A 17704-nucleotide genomic window follows, 5' to 3' on the forward strand; every position below is an offset into this window, starting at 1 on the left:
CCTCGCCATCACGCGGACCTTCGAGGTCGACCTCCATGATCTGCAGCGGCTTTCCGGCGGCGACGGCGACAGCGGCGCGCGTTTTCATCAGGCAATCCTCCCAAGGCAGTCTGCAATCCAGGTTAGATTTAACTTACCATTCAGCTCTGCGCTATGCACGAAGCGACGTTCTGACCCCGGATTTTCGTCGGCGCCCGCCGATTTGCATGCGGGATAGGCTCCGACTTTGCCTTGACCGGCCCCCTGAAGCCCATAAAACGGGAAGCCCGTAAAAGAAGGGCAGCCGAGGGACGAGGCCTGCATGTTCACAAAGATCCTGGTCGCCAACCGTGGCGAGATCGCCTGCCGCGTGATCAAGACGGCGCGCAAGATGGGCATCGCCACCGTCGCGGTCTATTCCGACGCCGACCGCGACGCCGTGCATGTCGAAATGGCCGACGAGGCGGTGCATATCGGGCCTTCGCCGGCTGCGCAAAGTTATCTGGTCGCGGAAAAGATCATCGCCGCCTGCAAGGCGACAGGAGCAGAGGCCGTGCATCCCGGCTACGGTTTCCTGTCCGAGCGGGCATCCTTCTGCGAAGCGCTGGAGCAGCAAGGCATCGTCTTCATCGGCCCGAAGCCCAAGGCCATCAAGGCGATGGGCGACAAGATCGAATCGAAGAAGTTCGCCAACGCGGCCAAGGTGTCGACGGTGCCCGGCTGGCTCGGCGTCGTCGAAAGCGCCGCCCATGCCGAAAGAATAGCCGGCGAAATCGGCTATCCCGTGATGATCAAGGCTTCGGCCGGCGGCGGCGGCAAGGGCATGCGCATCGCCTGGAGCAAGGCAGAGGTGCGCGACGGCTTCGACCGGGCGCGGTCGGAGGCCAAAAGCTCGTTCGGCGATGACCGCGTCTTCATCGAAAAATTCATCGTCGATCCGCGCCATATCGAAATCCAGGTGCTCGCCGACGCGCATGGCAACACGCTCTATCTCGGCGAGCGCGAATGCTCGATCCAGCGCCGCAACCAGAAGGTCGTGGAGGAGGCGCCGTCGCCGTTCCTCGACGCCAAGACCCGCAAAGCCATGGGCGAGCAGTCGGTGGCGCTGGCCAAGGCCGTCGACTACCAGAGCGCCGGCACGGTCGAGTTCATCGTCGACAGCGACAAAAACTTCTATTTCCTGGAAATGAACACGCGACTGCAGGTCGAGCATCCGGTGACAGAGCTCGTCACCGGCATCGACCTGGTCGAGCAGATGATCCGCGTGGCGGCCGGCGAAAAGCTCGCCATCAAGCAGAGCGACGTCAAGCTGAACGGCTGGGCGGTGGAAAGCCGCCTCTATGCCGAAGATCCGTATCGCAACTTTCTGCCGTCGATCGGCAGGCTGATGAAATACCGGCCGCCGGAAGAGGGAAAATTCGGCGAGGTCGTTATCCGCAACGATACCGGCGTCACCGAAGGCTCGGAAATCTCGATGTTCTACGACCCGATGGTCGCCAAGCTGTGCACCTGGGCGCCGACACGGCTGGCGGCGATCGACGCGATGTCGGAAGCGCTGGACAGTTTCGTCGTCGATGGCATCGAGCACAACATACCGTTCCTGGCGGCGCTGATGCAGCATCGGCGCTGGCGGGAAGGGCGGCTATCGACGGCGTTCATCGCCGAGGAGTATCCCGACGGCTTCGCGCCCATTGTGCCGAACAGCGAAGAAAACGCGGTGCTGGCCGCGATCGCAACCGCGGTCGAACTGCTGCGCCGCGACCGGCTCGACCGGCTGGGCGGGCGGCTGGCGCCGCATTCGGGTGCCTTGAAACGCGATTGGGTGGTGAAGATCGGCCGGGATTATCTTTCGGTTGCCATCGTCGAAGGCATGATTTCCATTCCGATGGAGCTCGACCTCACAATCGACGGCGGCAAACCGCTGACGGTGGCATGCGACTGGCGGCCGGGCGATCTCATCTGGCGCGGCACAGTCGGCGGCCGCAAGGTCGCGGCGCAAGTCAGGCCGGTGCTGAACGGGTTCCGCATCGCCTGGAAAGGCATGTCGGTGACGGCGCGCGCCATGCTGCCGCGCACCGCCGAGCTCGAACGGCTGATGCCGGAAAACGTGGCGCCGGATACCTCGAAGATGCTGCTTTGCCCGATGCCCGGCCTCGTCGTATCGATCGCCGTTGCCGAGGGGCAGGAGGTCAAGGCCGGCGAGACGCTGGCCGTGGTCGAGGCGATGAAGATGGAAAACGTGTTGCGCGCCGAGCGCGATCTCATCGTCTCGAAGCTCAACGCCAGGCCAGGCGACAGCCTTGCCGTCGATGCGGTGATCATGGAATTCGCGTGAGGCTGAAACCCGCCCTCGACGCCCGTCAGCAGTTGGCGGGACAGCGCCCCCCTCTGTCCTGCCGGACATCTCCCCCTCCAGGGGGGAGATTGGCAGCCTCGGCGCCTCGCTCGCTCCTGCAACGTTGGAAATTGGCGAAAGCCGAGATGATGGCCAATCTCCCCACTAGAGGGGGAGATGTCCGGCAGGACAGAGGGGGGCGCGAAGGAACGCGACTTTGCAATTGGTTGAGCATGCTCGCTTGAGGAGGGACAAGGCGAGGCCGTGAGGAATTCGCACTTTTTTGCCGTCACAACGTATTTTGTTCTTGCTTTGTGCCGGCAGCTATGCTACTAATTCGAGTATGGTGCTAATTGGCTCCAGCGACCCGCCCGCAGTGGCGGGTTTTTATTTGCAGCCTGACGTCGGCGGGACAGCGCCCCTCTCTGTCCTGCCGGACATCTCCCCCACGAGGGGGGAGATTGGCAGCTTCGGTGGCAGCGCCTTTCTGCCGGCGGAAGCGATTGCTAAGTTCACAAAGCTCCAATCACTCCCGCTGGACTCATGTTACCCGGTGCCGGACAATACATCTTCATCGACTGAGTCCTTGTGAGGCGGCGCGAAAAAACCATGGCGGATGAGAGACTTCCACGCCATCCCTTGCTGCGCGAGGCCTATGCAAAGGCGTCGCGGGCGGAGGCGGCGGCGCGTCGGTTCATTCATCTGCGCGTGCATTCGGCCTATTCGCTGCTCGAAGGTGCCTTGCAGCTCGGCAAGATCGTCGGCCATGCGGTGCAGGACGAATGCCCGGCAATCGCCGTCACCGACACCAACAATCTGTTCGGCGCGCTGGAATTCGCCCAGAAGGCGGTAAAGGACGGCATCCAGCCGATCATCGGCTGCCAGATCGACCTCGCCTTTTCCGGCGAGGCGAGCGACAGCCAGCGCGACCGCAGGCGGCAAGGACCGGAGATGCGGCCGGTCGTCCTGATCGCCGCAACCGAGGCCGGCTACGGCAATCTGGTCAGGCTGGTCAGCCGCGTCTACCTCGAGACACCGCCCGGCGAAGCGGTGCATCTGACGAGCGAGATGCTGCAGGGCCACACCGACGGTCTGATCTGCCTTACGGGCGGGCCGCGCGGTCCGATCGGCACTGCCTTGAAACAGGATCGCCGCGAACTCGCCGAGACCCGGCTCTCGGCGCTCAAGGGCCTGTTCGGCGACCGGCTCTATGTCGAGCTTGAGCGCGTGTCCGGCTACGACCGCGCCATCGAGCAGTCGTCGGTCGATCTCGCCTACCGCCACGATCTGCCGCTGGTTGCCACCAACGAGGCGTTTTTCTTCTCTCGTGAAGACTATGAGGCGCATGACGCCCTGATCGCCATCGCCGAAGGTTCCGTGGTTGCGGCCGACAATCGCCGCCGCCTTTCGCCCGACCACTTCCTGAGAAGCCAGGCCGATATGGCGAGGCTGTTCGCCGACCTGCCGGAAGCAATCGACAACACCGTCGAGATCGCGCTGCGCTGCTCGTATTACCCGAAGACCCGCAATCCGATTCTGCCGCGCTTTGCCGGCCGCGATGTCGCCGACGCCGATGCTGCGGTCAAGGCGGAGGCGCAGGAGCTTGCCAGGCAGGCGCATGAAGGGCTGGAGGCGCGGCTGGCGGCGCACGGGCCGACGCCGGGCTACACGGTCGAGCAATATCGCGAAAGGCTGGATTTCGAGCTCGGCGTCATCGAGAAGATGAAATATCCGGGCTATTTCCTGATCGTTGCCGACTTCATCAAATGGGCCAAGGCACAAGGGATCCCGGTCGGCCCGGGCCGCGGTTCGGGCGCCGGCTCGCTGGTCGCCTATGCCACGACCATCACCGACATCGACCCACTGCGTTTTTCGCTGCTGTTCGAGCGCTTCCTCAATCCCGACCGCGTGTCGATGCCCGACTTCGACATCGACTTCTGCCAGGACCGGCGCGAGGAAGTCATCCGCTACGTCCAACAGAAATACGGCCGCGACCAGGTTGGCCAGATCATCACCTTCGGCACGCTGCAGGCGCGCGCGGTGCTGCGCGACGTCGGCCGCGTGCTGCAAATGCCTTACGGGCAGGTCGACAAGCTGAGCAAGATGGTGCCGTCGAACCCGGCCAATCCGGTCAAGCTCGCCGACGCCATCGCCAACGAGCCGCGCTTTGCCGAAGAGGCGGAGCGTGAGCCGATCGTGCAGACGCTGCTCGATACGGCGCAGAAACTGGAAGGTCTTTATCGGCACGCCTCGACGCACGCCGCCGGCATCGTCATCGGCGACCGGCCGCTGTCGGAGCTGGTGCCGATGTACCGCGATCCGCGCTCGGACATGCCGGTCACGCAGTTCAACATGAAATATGTCGAGCAGGCCGGGCTGGTGAAATTCGACTTCCTTGGCCTGAAGACGCTGACGGTGCTGGACAGGGCCGTCAAGCTGATCCGCCGCCGCGGCATCGAGATCGATCTTGCCCACATTCCGCTCGACGACCCCGAAACCTACGCCATGCTGTCGCGCGGCGAGGTGGTCGGCGTGTTCCAGGTGGAAAGTGCCGGCATGCGCAAGGCGCTGATCGGCATGCGGCCCGACTGTATCGAGGACATTATCGCGCTGGTCGCGCTCTACCGGCCGGGGCCGATGGAGAACATACCGACCTACAACGCCAGAAAGCACGGCGAGGAGGAGATGGCGTCGATCCACCCGAAGATCGACCATCTCGTCAAGGAGACGCAAGGCGTCATCGTCTACCAGGAACAGGTGATGCAGATCGCGCAGGAGCTCTCCGGCTATTCGCTGGGCGAAGCCGATCTGCTGCGCCGCGCCATGGGCAAGAAGATCCGCGCCGAGATGGACAAGCAGCGCGAGCGCTTTGTTTCGGGCGCGGTCGAGCGCGGCGTCGGCAAGCCGCAAGCCGACTTCATCTTCGACCTGCTGGCAAAGTTTGCCGACTACGGTTTCAACAAATCGCATGCCGCCGCCTATGCCGTCGTCTCCTACCAGACCGCCTATCTGAAGGCGCATTACCCCGTCGAATTCCTGGCGGCATCGATGACGCTCGACATGGGCAATACGGACAAGCTCGCCGATTTCCGCCAGGATGCGCTGCGCCTCGGCATCGAGGTGGTGGCGCCGTCGGTCATGACGTCGTTCCGGGATTTCGAGGTCGGCGAGAACCGCATCTTCTATTCGCTGGCCGCGCTCAAGGGCGTCGGCGACGCGGCGGTCGAGCACATCGTCGCCACGCGCGGCGAAAAACCCTTCAAGAGCCTCGCCGATTTCTGTGAAAGGGTCGATCCGAAGATCGTCGGCAAGCGCGTCTTCGAAAGCCTGATCATGGCCGGCGCGCTCGACTGCTTTGGTCATGACCGCGCGGCGATGATGGCCGGCGTCGAGCGGATGATGGGGCTGGCGTCGCTGGCGCAGCAGAATGCCGTCACCGGCCAGCATGACATCTTTGGCGCCTCGCTCGGCGCACAGTCGCAGGCGCTCAACTTGCCGGCGACCGATCCCTGGCTCGCCGCCGACCGCCTGCACCGTGAATTCCAGGTGGTCGGGTTCTATCTCTCCGCGCATCCGCTCGACGAATACAAGGCGGCGCTGCAGAAAATGCGGGTGCAGACCTGGGGCGAGTTTTCGGCCGCCGTCAAACGCGGTGCTGCCGCCGGCCGGCTCGCCGGCACGGTGACCACCAAGCAGGAGCGCAAGACGCGCACCGGCAACAAGATGGGCGTCGTGCAGTTCTCCGACACGTCCGGCCAGTATGAAGCGGTGCTGTTTTCCGAGGGGCTGGCGCAATACCGCGACTTGCTCGAACCCGGCCGCTCGGTGGTGATCACCGTTTCGGCCGAGGACAGGCCTGAAGGCGTCAATCTGCGCATCCAGACCGTGCAGTCGTTGGAGGAAGAGGCAAGCCGTATCCAGAAAGCGTTGCGCATCTTCGTCAGAAATGACGCACCGGCATCGACAATCCAATCGCGGCTTGGCCAGCGTGGCGACAGTCAGGTGAGCATCATCGTCATCAAGGAAGGCGGCGAGGGCGAGGTCGAGATCGAGTTGCCTAACCGCTACCGCGTATCGCCTCAGATCGCGTCGGCGATGCGGGCGGTGCCGGGCGTGGTCGAGGTGGAACTGGTCTAAGAGTTAGCGCACGCTTATGAAGCGGCGATCTCCGCCGGTTGCGGTGCCCTCCGCTGCAGGTTGAGCAGATTTCCCATAAGGATCAGCAGGGCGCCACCGGCGGTGAAGGCGTCGATCTGCTCATGATAGAGCAGCCATCCGATCACCGCCGACAGCGGCACGCGCAAAAAGTCCATTGGCGAGATGACAGTCGCATCGGCATAGACAAGTGCGCGGGCCATGCAGAAATGCGACGACATGCCGGTGAAGGCGATGAGCAGGATCCACGGCCAGAGCTCAAGCGGCGGGTTGCGCCATTCGTAAAGCGCCGGGACGAGGCCAAGCAGCGACTGGATGATCAGCATCCAGAAGATGATGCGCACGACGCTGTCCGTCCGCGTCAGCGATTTGACGAGGACCACCGAGACGCCGAAGCAGACCGCGGCTCCCAGCACGATGACATGTCCCGGATTGACCGCGCCGACGCCCGGACGCACGATGATCACCACGCCGATCAGCCCGAGCACGATCGCCGCAAGCCGTGGCCGGGACAGCCTTTCGCCGAGGAAAGCGACCGCCAGCAGCGCGGTCCAGATCGGCGTCGTGAACTCGATCGAGATCAGCACCGCAAGCGGGATCAGCGTCAGGGCGTAGAGCCAGGCAGCCTGGCCGGTATAGTGGACGACGTTGCGGGCGATATGGGCCAGCGGACGCCCGGTGCGCATCGCCGGAAAACCGCCTGACATCATGACCAGCGGCAGCAGGATGAAAAAGCCTATCACCGAGCGCAGCTCGAGCACCTGGAAGACGTTGAGTTCTGCCGTCGTGGCGCGGCCGGCCACCGACATCGCAAGGAACGAGGCGATCGACAGCGCCATCCAGAACGCGGCCTTGGGGATCGAGGGTGCGGGTGCCATGGGCGCTATGTCGCAAGCCGGCGCTTTCATCGCAACCGCTAGCCGACGCATTCGACTGGGCCAGCCGTGCAGCGTTGCAAACAGTGATGTTGAAGCCGGAACCCGCCGCTGAGGGGAGCGTTGGTCCCTCGGTGTTTGCGTGCTGTGTTTTGGATACCAACGAGGAGCGGTCCGATGAAATCACTTGCACGATTTGTACTTGCCGGCTGCCTGACGGCCGGGGCCGGGGCAGCGCATGCCGACGATCCGGATTTTCTTCGCTCATTCCAGGGGAATTTCGCCGGCAAAGGCATCGTCAAGGTGACCACCGATGCGCCGACGGTGAATGTCTCCTGTCATTTCAATTCCGACGCAACGTCGAGCTCGCTATCGCTCGACGGCAGCTGCCGCGGTCTTATCGTGGTAACGCGCGCCATCAGCGCCGATCTCAAATCGAGCGGGACGAAATACACCGGCACCTATGTCGGATCGCGCACCGGGCCGGCGCAATTGAGCGGCAGCCGCTCCGGCAACGCAATCAATCTCGGCATCCGTTGGGCCAAGGAGGTCAATGGTGATCGCAGGGCGCAAATGACGGTCGAGAAGAACGGCGAGAATGGCATGCGGCTGATCGTCGTCGATACCGATCCGAAAACCGGGAAGAGTGTGGTGACCACCCGGATCGATCTGCAGCGCACGTGATCTTCTTGTTTGATCATGATCTTTTTGAAAACCGGTTTCCACTTTTCGCGTACGCGGACCTTCGGTTCGGGATCATGGTCTGGTTGTGAAAATCTGACGCTTAGTACCGACGCGAAAGACGGCTCGGGGTGGGCAGCAGTCAGTCCCGGCACAGCGATCTTGACGGGTTGGAAGCCGATCGGCAGCCAAGATTTCATCGTTCGTTTCGTTGGACCATCATAAACATTCGGGATCGGCCGAAACTTCCCCAACTTCGTCATCCTTGGGCGAAGCAGGAGCGAAGCGCCGTCGCGGAGACCCTGGGATCCATGCGGTAACCTTAGCCGAAGAGTGCAGCGGAGCACAATTCCGCACCGCGGCAGCGCTCTGATGTCGCGGCATGGATCCAGGGGTCTGCGCCGCGTCGCTTCGCTCCTTGCTCCGCCCCAGGATGACGAAGCGATGGGCGTTTGCGCTAATCGCTAAGCCGATCGGCAGCAACCGTCGATAGTTCTGTCAGCGGCCAATTTCAGTGGCAAACCGCTAACTTCGGAGATTGGCTGAAACATCCCTCCAATTCGTCATCCCAGGGCGGAGCAAGGAGCAAAGCGACGCGGCGCAGACCCTGGGATCCATGCCGTTACCACGCGGCAGTGCGCCTGCGGACCAGAACCGAACTACCACCCCGTTCCGCGAAAAAGCTCGAACCACTCTGGATTGGTCTTCTCGATCAGCTCGATCTTCCACTGCCGCGGCCAGCGCTTCAGCGACTTCTCGCGCTGAATGGCGTCACGAATGTCGAAATGTTCCTCGTACCAGACCAGGCGCTGCACGCCGTAGCGGCCGGTGAAGCGCGAACCTTGGCCGGATTTGTGCTCCGGCATGCGGCGGCCGAGATCGTTGGTGACGCCGATGTAGATCGTGCCGCGCTTCTGGCTCGCGGTCATGTAGGTATAGCCGGTCATGGCTGAAGGGTAGCTGGCACAGTTGCGGATACAAGCGCCGTTCTGAGCCGCTGTATTCTTCGGCTGACGTCACGGCATGGATCCCAGGGTCTCCGCGACGTCGCTTCGCTCCTGCTCCGCCCTGGGATGACGAAGACGTGGTGGCTTATCGCTAATCGCAACCTTGGAGATTGGCAGCCCGATCGGCAGGCTCCCATCCACAGCCCTTTCAGGCTCTGTCAAAGAACCAAAACCTCTGTGCAGAGGAACTAGTCCTCGACCGGTTCGGGCGGATGGGCATCGCGGCCCTTGCCGAAGGTATAGCCGGTTTCCACCGCCCTGCGGCCGAACTTGCCGCGCAGCGTGTCGATGGCGCCTTCGGCCATGGCGCGCTTGCGTGACTGGACGTCGACCAGGTCGGGCGGGTCCGCCCGGTCATCGTCGGAGAGATCGCTGACGCCAATGCCGAGCAGCCGGTATTTCGTGCCATCCGCTTCCTTGCGCAGCAGCTCGAGCCCGGTCTGAAAGATGCGGTCGGCCAGCCGGGTCGGATCGCCGAGTTGGCGATTGCGCGTGCGGATCTTGAAATCCTGGGTCTTCAGCTTGAGGACGACTGTGCGTCCGGCAATGCCGGATTTCTTCAGCCGGGCCGAGACTTTTTCCGACAGCGCCCTCAGCACCGAAACCAGTTCGTCGACGGAGGCGATGTCGGTATCGAAAGTGGTTTCCGCCGAGACGCTTTTCGCGTCCTGGTCGGGAACGACGCGACGGTCGTCCTCGCCGCGCGAAAGCCGGTAGAGCCGGTCGCCCATGACGCCGTAGCGGCGCATCAGATCGCCACGTTCCATGCGCTGCAACTGGCCGATGGTGCGGACGCCGTCGCGCTCGAGCGTGGCGGCAAAGGCCTTGCCGACCCCCCAGATCAGCGTCACCGGCTGCTCGGCCAGGAAGCCGATAGACTCGGCCTCGCCGATCACCGAAAAGCCGCGCGGCTTGCGGAAGTCCGACGCCACCTTGGCCAGGAACTTGCAGTAGGAAAGACCGGCCGAAACGGTGATGCCGATCTCCTTTTCCACGCCGAGTGCGAAGCGCGCCAGCACCACCGCAGGCGGCAGGCCATGCAGGCGCTCGGTGCCGGCGAGGTCGAGAAAGGCCTCGTCGATCGAGAGCGGCTCGACCAGCGGCGTCAGCGCCTGCATCATGGCGCGCACCTCGCGGCCGACGCGCACGTATTTTTCCATGTCCGGCGGCAGGACCACCGCTTCCGGGCAGGCTTCGAGCGCCTTGAACATCGGCATTGCCGAGCGCACGCCGTGGATGCGGGCAATGTAGCATGCGGTGGAGACAACGCCGCGCTTGCCGCCGCCGATGATCAATGGCCGGTCCTTCAACGCCGGGTTGTCGCGCTTTTCGACCGCCGCGTAGAACGCGTCGCAATCGATATGGGCAAGGCGCAGCCGGTAGAGCTCCGGATGGCGGGCGAGCCGTGGACTGCCGCAGCGCTCGCAACGGCGTGCCTCGCTGCGCTGAAAACTCAGGCAGTCGCGGCAAAAACCGTGTTCGGGATTGTTGACAGGGGCCGCCATCGCTGCGAACATAAAGAGAACAAATGCAATGGTACGTCAGGACGGACGCCACGACAAGGCGGTGGGCCGGGAGAGAGCTCATGAATACGACCATAGCGCCGCTAGTGCCCGAGCTTTGGGCGGATTTCGAAGATCTTTTCGGTAGGCAAGGCGCCTGCTACGGCTGCTGGTGCACACATTTCCGGCTGTCGCCCGCAGCGCGCCGCGCGAGCAACCGGGAACGCAACAAGGACCACATCAAGGCGCGGATCGAGGCCGGGCCGCCGCCCGGCCTGTTGGCTTTCGAGGGTGGCCAGGCGGTCGGCTGGATGCAGATCGGCCCGCGTGCCGACGTGCCCGAATGGAACAACCAGGGCAGGGGGTCGGCGCCGATCGACCCCGCCGACGCCAGCGATCCGGGTGTCTGGGCGATCTCCTGTTTCTTCATCCGGACCAAGGCGCGGGGCAGGGGCGTGTCGCACCGTCTGGTCGCGGGCGGCATCGAGTTCGCCCGCCAGAACGGCGCGCGGCTGATCGAAGCCTGCCCGATCGATCTATCGAAGGATTCGCGCTCGATCGGGCTGTTCGTCGGCTCGTCGCGGGTCTTCGAAAAGGCCGGGTTCCAGCGGTTGGTCGAACGTAAGCCAGGCCGACCGCTGGTGCGGCTGGTGCTGTAACAGCCGCCGCAACACATAGGCCTTCTCTTGCGGCTGCGATGGTATTTGCCTACCAGTGATGACGGCTTGAGGGCCGCGATTAAGTGAGGATCGACATGAAGCGCGTTTTGCCACTTGTTTTGCTTCTTGCCTGCAGCGCACCGGCCTTCGGCCAAGCGGTCGACAGGCAAGGCGCGAAGCAGCTTTCCGACGATCTGGCGCACTACATCGGCAAGAAGCTGTTCGATATCGGGTTCGTGAAAATTTCAGTCGACGGCGATGCCTACAAGCTCGCTTTCGACTTCAAGCCAGTCACGGATTTGATGGCAAAGCAGCAAGCCTTCAAGTTCGACGTCACGCCTTACTTCATCTTGGTCAAGCCACGCAAAGACGGTCAGTGGGACGTTTCGGCGGACGTGTCCCCGAAGGGGTCTGTTGATTTCGTCGGTCCGGAGGGGCCGCAGCACATCGACTTTTCCATTTCAAACAACAAGTTCACCGCTATCTATGCCCCTGATCTGGCGGCCTTTGTGAACGCCTCGGGTTCCACTTCGGGCGTCACGATGAGTGTAAAAAGCCCGCTGCAGAATGTGGAAGCCTCTGCGGATGGCGGCGCTGGCAGCATGAGCGCGACGAAATCAGCGAATGGCGGCATAGATTTTGCGTATTCACAGACAATGACCGCCTTTGCCGAAACCGTCAGACTGGACGATCCCAAGAGCGGTCTGAAATTCTCATACAATGTCAAATCGCCGCACGCGGCGGTGGATGCGACCGGCAAGGGTTTGCGGACAAAGCCGCTGCTCGACCTGCTTGCTTTCATCGTGGCGACTGATCATGCAGCCAAATTCAAGGCGGATGAGGCGGAGTTCAAATCGCTTCTGACGGCAGCACTGCCATTGTGGGAGCGGATCGACGGCACCTACGGCTTCAAGGACTTTGTGGTGGAGAGCCCGGTGGGCAAGTTCGGTGCGACGCAACTGAATACCGCCGTCGGCATGGACGGCATCGCCAAGGACGGCAAGATCAACTACGCGTTCAGGGTTTCCGGCCTGACAATACCACAGCAGGTGCTGCCCAGCTGGAGCGTTGCGTTGCTGCCGACGGATATCGACCTCAACTTCGGCGGCGCCAACATCGATCTGGACAGCATGGCGAAGAAAATCATCGAAACCCTTGATTTCAGCAAGGATCCACCGCTGCCGGCAGATTTCGGCAACCAGATCTCCGCCGATTTCCTGGCCAAGACGCCAAAGGCCATTCTCGGACACAGCACGATCAAGAACGGCAACATCGAGATTGCGATGGAAGGTGAAATGACGTTCCCCGGCAAGAAGCCCGAGGCGAGCATGACCATCGATGTCGCGGGCTATGACAAGATTGTGGAGGCTCTGCAAACGGCGGCCAAGACCGAGCCGGAAGCGGCGCAGTATTTCCCGTTCGCACTCGCCGTCAAAGGATTTGGCAAGGCACTGCCGGATGGTCGACTGGAATGGGTCGTCAACGCTAAGGCAGACGGTTCGGTCACGGTCAACGGCGCCATGCTGAAGCCGGCCGATGCCGTTCAGGACAACCCCATCATGGACCCAAGCGAGGCTACTGTTCCGGATCATGGCTCGGGCGAGAATGACAATGGCGGGGCAGGGGCGAAGTTGAAACCCTAAGTGCCGAGCTTGGAGCGGTTCATCGTTTCACGGAAACGCCGAACCGCTCCATGTCTTTGTTTTTTGCGCAATTCCGGACGGAAAACCGTTTCACACTTTTCCTGGAATTGCTCTACACGCGGCTGGCGTCAAAGCCCGAGTGCACTCACGATTTTCGGCGCGGCGATCTGTCTCGGGATCGCCGCTTATATCGAATGCTCATGATTATCGTCGCCGAGCGGCAGCGCCCGCAATGCCTTGCCGACTGCGGCGGGCGGCGTTCCGGTCTCCTCGGAAAAACGCATCAGCGTCGGCTCGTGGGCAAGGATGAACTGCAGCACGCCGGCCAGGAATCCCGGCTCGCCCGCCGCCCGGCGGATGGAATGGGCTTCGATGCCGGTGATCGCCAGGAAGCGGGGCAGAAGTTCCGGATCGGCGGCGACGAAGCCCAACGCCTTTACGGCAACCGTTTCCGCTTCCTCGCGCATTGACGCTGCGTTTGCCATTGCTACCTTCCTTCATGGGCGGAATCGTTCTGTTTTCGCAGTAGTGGCAAGTGTCGCCGGCAGCAAGCTCGCCGACCTGGAATCCGAACGCTTTTAGGGCGGCCGGTTTCCGTTTCGTCAATCATATTGCCGTATAGTGGGAACAGGTTTGGTGCGTGCCGACAAGGGGCGCATGACGGCACCCTTCGCGTGGAAGGCCAGCCGGGACGGGAAATCGATGCCAAAGAAGGTTATGATCGTCGAAGACAACGAGCTCAACATGAAGCTCTTTCGCGACCTCATCGAAGCGAGCGGCTACGAGACGGTGCGCACACGCAACGGCCTGGAAGCGCTGGATCTGGCGCGGCAGCACAGGCCGGACCTCATCCTGATGGACATCCAGCTGCCGGAAGTGTCGGGCCTCGAGGTCACCAAATGGCTGAAGGAGGACGATGATCTTCACGTCATCCCGGTCATCGCCGTCACCGCCTTCGCGATGAAGGGGGACGAGGAGCGCATTCGCCAGGGCGGCTGCGAGGCATATATCTCCAAGCCGATCTCGGTGCCGCGTTTCATCGAAACCATCAAATCCTACCTGGGCGATGCCTGATGTATCTTTCCAGCCGAGCCGGAGCTTTGTGAAATGACCGCGCGGATCCTCGTCGTCGACGACATCCCAGCAAATGTCAGGCTGCTGGAGGTTCGGCTGCTCGCCGAATATTTCGAGGTCCTGACCGCCACCAACGGGCCGGACGCGATCGAGATCTGCGAGAACGGCAAGGTCGACGTCGTGCTGCTCGACGTGATGATGCCCGACATGGACGGGTTCGAGGTCTGCCGGCGGCTGAAGGGCGACCCGGCGACATCGCACATCCCTGTCGTGATGATCACCGCGCTCGACCAGGTTTCGGACCGGGTGCGCGGCCTCGAGGCCGGCGCCGACGATTTTTTGACCAAGCCGGTCAACGATCTGCAGTTGATGACGCGCGTCAAGAGCCTGGTCAGGCTGAAATCGCTGACCGACGAGCTGCGGCTGCGCGCCTCGACGACACGCAATATCGGCATCGAGGAGCTTTTGAGCCGCAACTTCGCTGCCGACGATGCGGTGCCGAAGGTGCTGCTGGTCGACGAGCGCAAATCCTCGTTCGAGCGCATCCAGAAGATGCTGCGCGGCAGTGCCGATCTCGACGTCGCCAACGATCCGCATGCCGGCTTCTTCCAGGCCGCCGAGCAGCCGTATGAATGCGTGATGATCTCGACGGCCTTCGCCGATTTCGACCCTCTGAGGCTCTGCTCGCAATTGCGCTCGCTCGATCGCACCCGTTTCCTGCCGATCATCCTTCTGGCGGACGAGGGCGAGGAGGGGCGTATCATCCGCGGCCTCGAACTCGGCATCAACGATTATCTGATGCGGCCGATCGACCAGCAGGAGCTGACCGCGCGGCTGCGTACGCAGGTGCGCCGCAAGCGCTACAACGACCAGCTTCGCGCCAGCGTCACCCAGACCATCGAGATGGCGGTGACCGATGCCCTGACCGGCCTGCACAACCGCCGCTATCTCGACAGCCATTTGCAGACGCTGTTCGACCGCGCCGTGGCACGGCGCCGGCCGCTGTCGGTGATGATCACCGATCTGGACCGCTTCAAGAGCATCAACGACGCGCATGGCCATGACGGCGGCGACGACGTGCTGCGCGAATTCGCGCGGCGGCTGCGCAAGAATGTGCGCGGCATCGATCTAGCCTGCCGCTTCGGCGGTGAGGAGTTCGTCGTGGTGATGCCGGACACCGACGGCGCGGTAGCCGAAAAGGTCGCCGAGCGCATTCGCGCCGAAATCGCCCAGCTGCCGTTTGCCGTCGGCACCGAAGGCAAGGCCGTCGAAGTCACCGTCAGCGTCGGCGTGTCGTCGGTGCTGAAGGGGGTAGACACGGTCTCGGCGCTGATGAAACGCGCCGACCTCGCGCTCTACGAAGCCAAGAGCGGCGGCCGCAATCGCGTCGTCGCCAAGGCGGCTTAGCACCGAACACCAATTGCCGGGTCAACGCGACAAGGTTACGAATTTACCTTAATCCAAGCGATTTGCGAGGCTTGGTTAAGAAACGGTTGATTTCCATAAGTTGTTGCGCAAATGTGCAGCCCTTAGACGTAACCGGCACGAGGCTAGATCGCCGGTTCGACCCGAAGAATACCCCATGATGCTCAGGTCCGCCGCATCTCCTGGGTCCGTGGGGTCGGCCGGCCGGCGCTGGCACATAGTGGCCTCCTCGTACCGCTGCCAAACGCCGGCCGGCCCCCAATTTCAAAACACATCAGGAGTCTACGCCAAGACCCGGAAAAAGCTTGGTTTTTGTTGCGGCAGCGACAGCGCCCTTTGAAATAGCCGACTGGGCAGGGCGTATGCGCCCGCAGTCGGTTGACAGGGCCTGTCTTCTATGCAGAAATTGGTTGGACCATTGAGCCATTTGGTGACCCATTGGCATGACCGAATTCGGCCTTTCCCCCATACAGGCAACTGCTCGCGACGACGCGGTGCTCAAGGCGCTGGCCGGCTTTGTGATGCGGGAAGCTCTCGGGCCCGGCCAGAGACTGCCGACCGAACGCATCCTTGCCGAGCGCCTCAAGGTGAGCCGCAACACCGTGCGCGAGGCGCTGACGCGCTGGGAAGGGCTCGGCCTGGTCGAACGGCGGCAAGGCAGCGGCACCTATCTCAAGGGAGTGGTCTCGCTGGACATGCTGCACATGCCGCTGACGCTGGCCGGCGGCAATGATTTCACCAGCCTGATGCAGACGCTGGAAATCCGCCGGGCACTGGAAGCGGAAGCCGCCGCCCTGTGCGCCGTCCGCGCGGGCCAGGCAGATCTCGTCGAGATCGGGCGCAAGCTCGACATTATGGAGCAGGCCTTCCACACCCGCGCCGGGATGTCGGCGGAGGAGGACTGGGAATTCCATCAGTCGATCTACCGCAGTTCCGGCAATCCGCTGTTCGAGCAGATCATCGCCGCCATGCACGAACTGTTCCATCGTTTCTGGGAGCATCCGCTCGGCGTGCGTGATTTCGGCCACGCCAGCTTTCCTTACCACCGCACCATCTACGAACGCATCGCCGCGCACGATCCGGAGGGGGCCCGGGCCGAGGCGCTCAAGCTGATCGCCACCGTCGAGGACGATCTGAAGCGCGGCGCGGCCAAACTCGAACTTTCAGGCCAGAAATGAGCGATCATCCCGCCGGTTTCGAAAACGACTATCTCGCCGAGGCAGCGACGCTTCTCGCCCATGACGAGCCTTTCCCCGGCGGCGCGGTGGTCCCGCCGATCTACCAGACTTCGCTCTTCACCTTCGCCAACTATTCCGAGATGGCCGACACATTCGCCGGCAGGCGACGTCAGCCGATCTATTCGCGCGGCGACAACCCGACGGTCATGGAGTTCGAGGCGCGTGTCGCCGCTCTCGAAGGCGCGGAGGCCGCGCGCGGCTTTTCCAGCGGCATGGCGGCGATCAGCGCCACGGTGCTTGCTTTCGTCGGTGCCGGTGAGCGCATGGTTGTCGTGCGCAATTGCTACGGCGATGCCTACCGGCTGTTCGAACGGCTTTTGCCACGGCTCAACATCAAGGTCGACTATGTCGACGGTTCCGATCCGGATGCGGTCGCGGCAGCACTTCCCGGCGCCAAGCTGCTCTACCTGGAAAGCCCGACGTCGATGATGTTCGAGCTCCAGGACATAACCCACCTGGCGCGGCTGGCCAAAGAGCAGGGCATCATCACCTCGATCGACAATTCCTGGGCTACGCCGGTGTTCCAGAAGCCGATTTCGCACGGTGTCGATCTGGTGCTGCATTCGGCCTCGAAATATCTCGGCGGCCACAGCGACACCGTCGCCGGTGTGGTGGCCGGTTCGGCCCCCCATATCCGACATATCAACGAGCAGACCTATTCCTATCTCGGCGGCAAACTTTCGCCTTTCGAGGCCTGGCTGTTGCTGCGTGGCCTGCGCACATTGCCGCTGCGGTTGCCGCATCACATGAAGAGCGGGCTGACCATCGCCGAACGGCTGAAAGCGCATGACCATGTCGAGCGGGTCAACCACCCGGCCTATTCCAACCATCCAGGCAAGGCGACGCTTGCCGGCTATGCCGGGCTGTTCTCGTTCGAAGTGACGGAAGACGTCGACATCCCGGCTTTCGTCGATGCACTGAAACTCTTTCGCATCGGCGTCAGCTGGGGCGGCCATGAGAGCCTGGTCGTTCCGGCAAAGGCCTCGCTCGAGCAGACGCCGGGCCTGAATTCGATGGCGCGCTTCGGCGTCAGCCCACGAACCATCCGCTTCAGTGTCGGATTGGAAAGTGTCGAAGACCTGTGGGCGGATGTTGCCCAGGCCTTCGACAGAGCAAAAAGATAAAGGAGCC

14 protein-coding genes are annotated in these 17704 nt (G+C 62.7%); 10 read left to right on the top strand and 4 right to left on the bottom strand.

Annotation, left to right across the window (positions count from 1 at the left end; translation table 11 throughout):
* The 3 genes from NKI18_RS25170 to dnaE all read left to right on the top strand — a co-directional run.
* On the top strand, positions 1-217 hold a 217-nt coding region (locus tag NKI18_RS25170; protein WP_353020850.1), incomplete at its 5' end, for a hypothetical protein.
* 84 nt (positions 218-301) lie between these two features.
* Positions 302-2314 carry an acetyl-CoA carboxylase biotin carboxylase subunit gene (locus tag NKI18_RS25175; RefSeq protein ID WP_352458803.1) on the top strand — a complete coding sequence of 671 codons (2013 nt, stop codon included), beginning with the start codon at positions 302-304 and terminating at the stop codon, positions 2312-2314.
* Between the two features lie 609 nt (positions 2315-2923).
* The gene (dnaE, locus tag NKI18_RS25180; RefSeq protein ID WP_352619864.1) at positions 2924-6451 is read left to right on the top strand and encodes a DNA polymerase III subunit alpha; all 3528 of its coding nucleotides are present in this window, start codon (positions 2924-2926) and stop codon (positions 6449-6451) included.
* 14 nt (positions 6452-6465) lie between these two features.
* Here dnaE and NKI18_RS25185 read toward each other — a convergent pair whose 3' ends face one another.
* The gene (locus NKI18_RS25185; protein WP_352458805.1) at positions 6466-7347 is read right to left on the bottom strand and encodes a DMT family transporter; all 882 of its coding nucleotides are present in this window, start codon (positions 7345-7347) and stop codon (positions 6466-6468) included.
* 174 nt (positions 7348-7521) lie between these two features.
* Between NKI18_RS25185 and NKI18_RS25190 the strand changes: the two genes are divergently transcribed.
* A complete protein-coding gene (locus tag NKI18_RS25190) occupies positions 7522-8028 on the top strand; it encodes a hypothetical protein (protein ID WP_352458806.1) in 507 nt (168 codons plus the stop codon).
* Positions 8029-8684: 656 nt separating this feature from the next.
* Here NKI18_RS25190 and NKI18_RS25195 read toward each other — a convergent pair.
* Together NKI18_RS25195 and NKI18_RS25200 are read right to left on the bottom strand one after the other, a co-directional pair.
* Positions 8685-8972, bottom strand: a complete 288-nt coding sequence (locus NKI18_RS25195; protein ID WP_352570211.1) for a GIY-YIG nuclease family protein — start codon at positions 8970-8972, stop codon at positions 8685-8687.
* Between the two features lie 248 nt (positions 8973-9220).
* A complete protein-coding gene (locus NKI18_RS25200; RefSeq protein ID WP_352574945.1) occupies positions 9221-10549 on the bottom strand; it encodes a DNA polymerase IV in 1329 nt (442 codons plus the stop codon).
* Between the two features lie 68 nt (positions 10550-10617).
* On the opposite strand from NKI18_RS25200, the gene NKI18_RS25205 reads away from it, so the two are divergent.
* Together NKI18_RS25205 and NKI18_RS25210 are read left to right on the top strand one after the other, a co-directional pair.
* Positions 10618-11193 carry a GNAT family N-acetyltransferase gene (locus NKI18_RS25205; protein ID WP_352455641.1) on the top strand — a complete coding sequence of 192 codons (576 nt, stop codon included), beginning with the start codon at positions 10618-10620 and terminating at the stop codon, positions 11191-11193.
* Between the two features lie 302 nt (positions 11194-11495).
* The gene (locus NKI18_RS25210) at positions 11496-12836 is read left to right on the top strand and encodes a hypothetical protein (RefSeq protein ID WP_352619863.1); all 1341 of its coding nucleotides are present in this window, start codon (positions 11496-11498) and stop codon (positions 12834-12836) included.
* A 185-nt stretch (positions 12837-13021) separates the two neighbouring features.
* On the opposite strand, the gene NKI18_RS25215 is transcribed toward NKI18_RS25210, so the two are convergent.
* A complete protein-coding gene (locus NKI18_RS25215) occupies positions 13022-13321 on the bottom strand; it encodes a DUF3572 domain-containing protein (RefSeq protein WP_352455643.1) in 300 nt (99 codons plus the stop codon).
* Positions 13322-13538: 217 nt separating this feature from the next.
* On the opposite strand from NKI18_RS25215, the gene NKI18_RS25220 reads away from it, so the two are divergent.
* From NKI18_RS25220 to NKI18_RS25235, 4 genes are all read left to right on the top strand, one after another.
* Positions 13539-13910, top strand: coding sequence for a response regulator (locus NKI18_RS25220; RefSeq protein ID WP_006334976.1), 372 nt, complete (start codon positions 13539-13541; stop codon positions 13908-13910).
* A 33-nt stretch (positions 13911-13943) separates the two neighbouring features.
* Entirely contained in the window at positions 13944-15317 is a 1374-nt protein-coding gene (locus NKI18_RS25225) for a PleD family two-component system response regulator (protein WP_023679987.1), read from the top strand.
* A gap of 461 nt (positions 15318-15778) precedes the next feature.
* Entirely contained in the window at positions 15779-16513 is a 735-nt protein-coding gene (locus NKI18_RS25230; RefSeq protein WP_023679986.1) for a FadR/GntR family transcriptional regulator, read from the top strand.
* A complete protein-coding gene (locus NKI18_RS25235; RefSeq protein WP_352619862.1) occupies positions 16510-17697 on the top strand; it encodes a PLP-dependent transferase in 1188 nt (395 codons plus the stop codon). Before NKI18_RS25230 ends, NKI18_RS25235 begins: the two co-directional genes overlap by 4 nt.
* The last annotated feature ends 7 nt before the right edge of the window (positions 17698-17704 follow it).

The organism is Mesorhizobium sp. M0800 (assembly GCF_040320095.1).
Taxonomy (GTDB): Bacteria; Pseudomonadota; Alphaproteobacteria; order Rhizobiales; family Rhizobiaceae; genus Mesorhizobium.

Coding starts and splice junctions, on each gene's coding strand:
- NKI18_RS25220 (WP_006334976.1), top strand. CDS start 13,539: ATGCCAAAGAAGGTTATGATCGTCGAAGACAACGAGCTCAACATGAAG.
- NKI18_RS25230 (WP_023679986.1), top strand. CDS start 15,779: ATGACCGAATTCGGCCTTTCCCCCATACAGGCAACTGCTCGCGACGAC.
- NKI18_RS25200 (WP_352574945.1), bottom strand. CDS start 10,549: ATGTTCGCAGCGATGGCGGCCCCTGTCAACAATCCCGAACACGGTTTT.
- NKI18_RS25215 (WP_352455643.1), bottom strand. CDS start 13,321: ATGGCAAACGCAGCGTCAATGCGCGAGGAAGCGGAAACGGTTGCCGTA.
- NKI18_RS25175 (WP_352458803.1), top strand. CDS start 302: ATGTTCACAAAGATCCTGGTCGCCAACCGTGGCGAGATCGCCTGCCGC.
- NKI18_RS25190 (WP_352458806.1), top strand. CDS start 7,522: ATGAAATCACTTGCACGATTTGTACTTGCCGGCTGCCTGACGGCCGGG.
- dnaE (WP_352619864.1), top strand. CDS start 2,924: ATGGCGGATGAGAGACTTCCACGCCATCCCTTGCTGCGCGAGGCCTAT.
- NKI18_RS25210 (WP_352619863.1), top strand. CDS start 11,496: ATGGCAAAGCAGCAAGCCTTCAAGTTCGACGTCACGCCTTACTTCATC.
- NKI18_RS25185 (WP_352458805.1), bottom strand. CDS start 7,347: ATGGCACCCGCACCCTCGATCCCCAAGGCCGCGTTCTGGATGGCGCTG.
- NKI18_RS25225 (WP_023679987.1), top strand. CDS start 13,944: ATGACCGCGCGGATCCTCGTCGTCGACGACATCCCAGCAAATGTCAGG.
- NKI18_RS25195 (WP_352570211.1), bottom strand. CDS start 8,972: ATGACCGGCTATACCTACATGACCGCGAGCCAGAAGCGCGGCACGATC.
- NKI18_RS25205 (WP_352455641.1), top strand. CDS start 10,618: ATGAATACGACCATAGCGCCGCTAGTGCCCGAGCTTTGGGCGGATTTC.
- NKI18_RS25235 (WP_352619862.1), top strand. CDS start 16,510: ATGAGCGATCATCCCGCCGGTTTCGAAAACGACTATCTCGCCGAGGCA.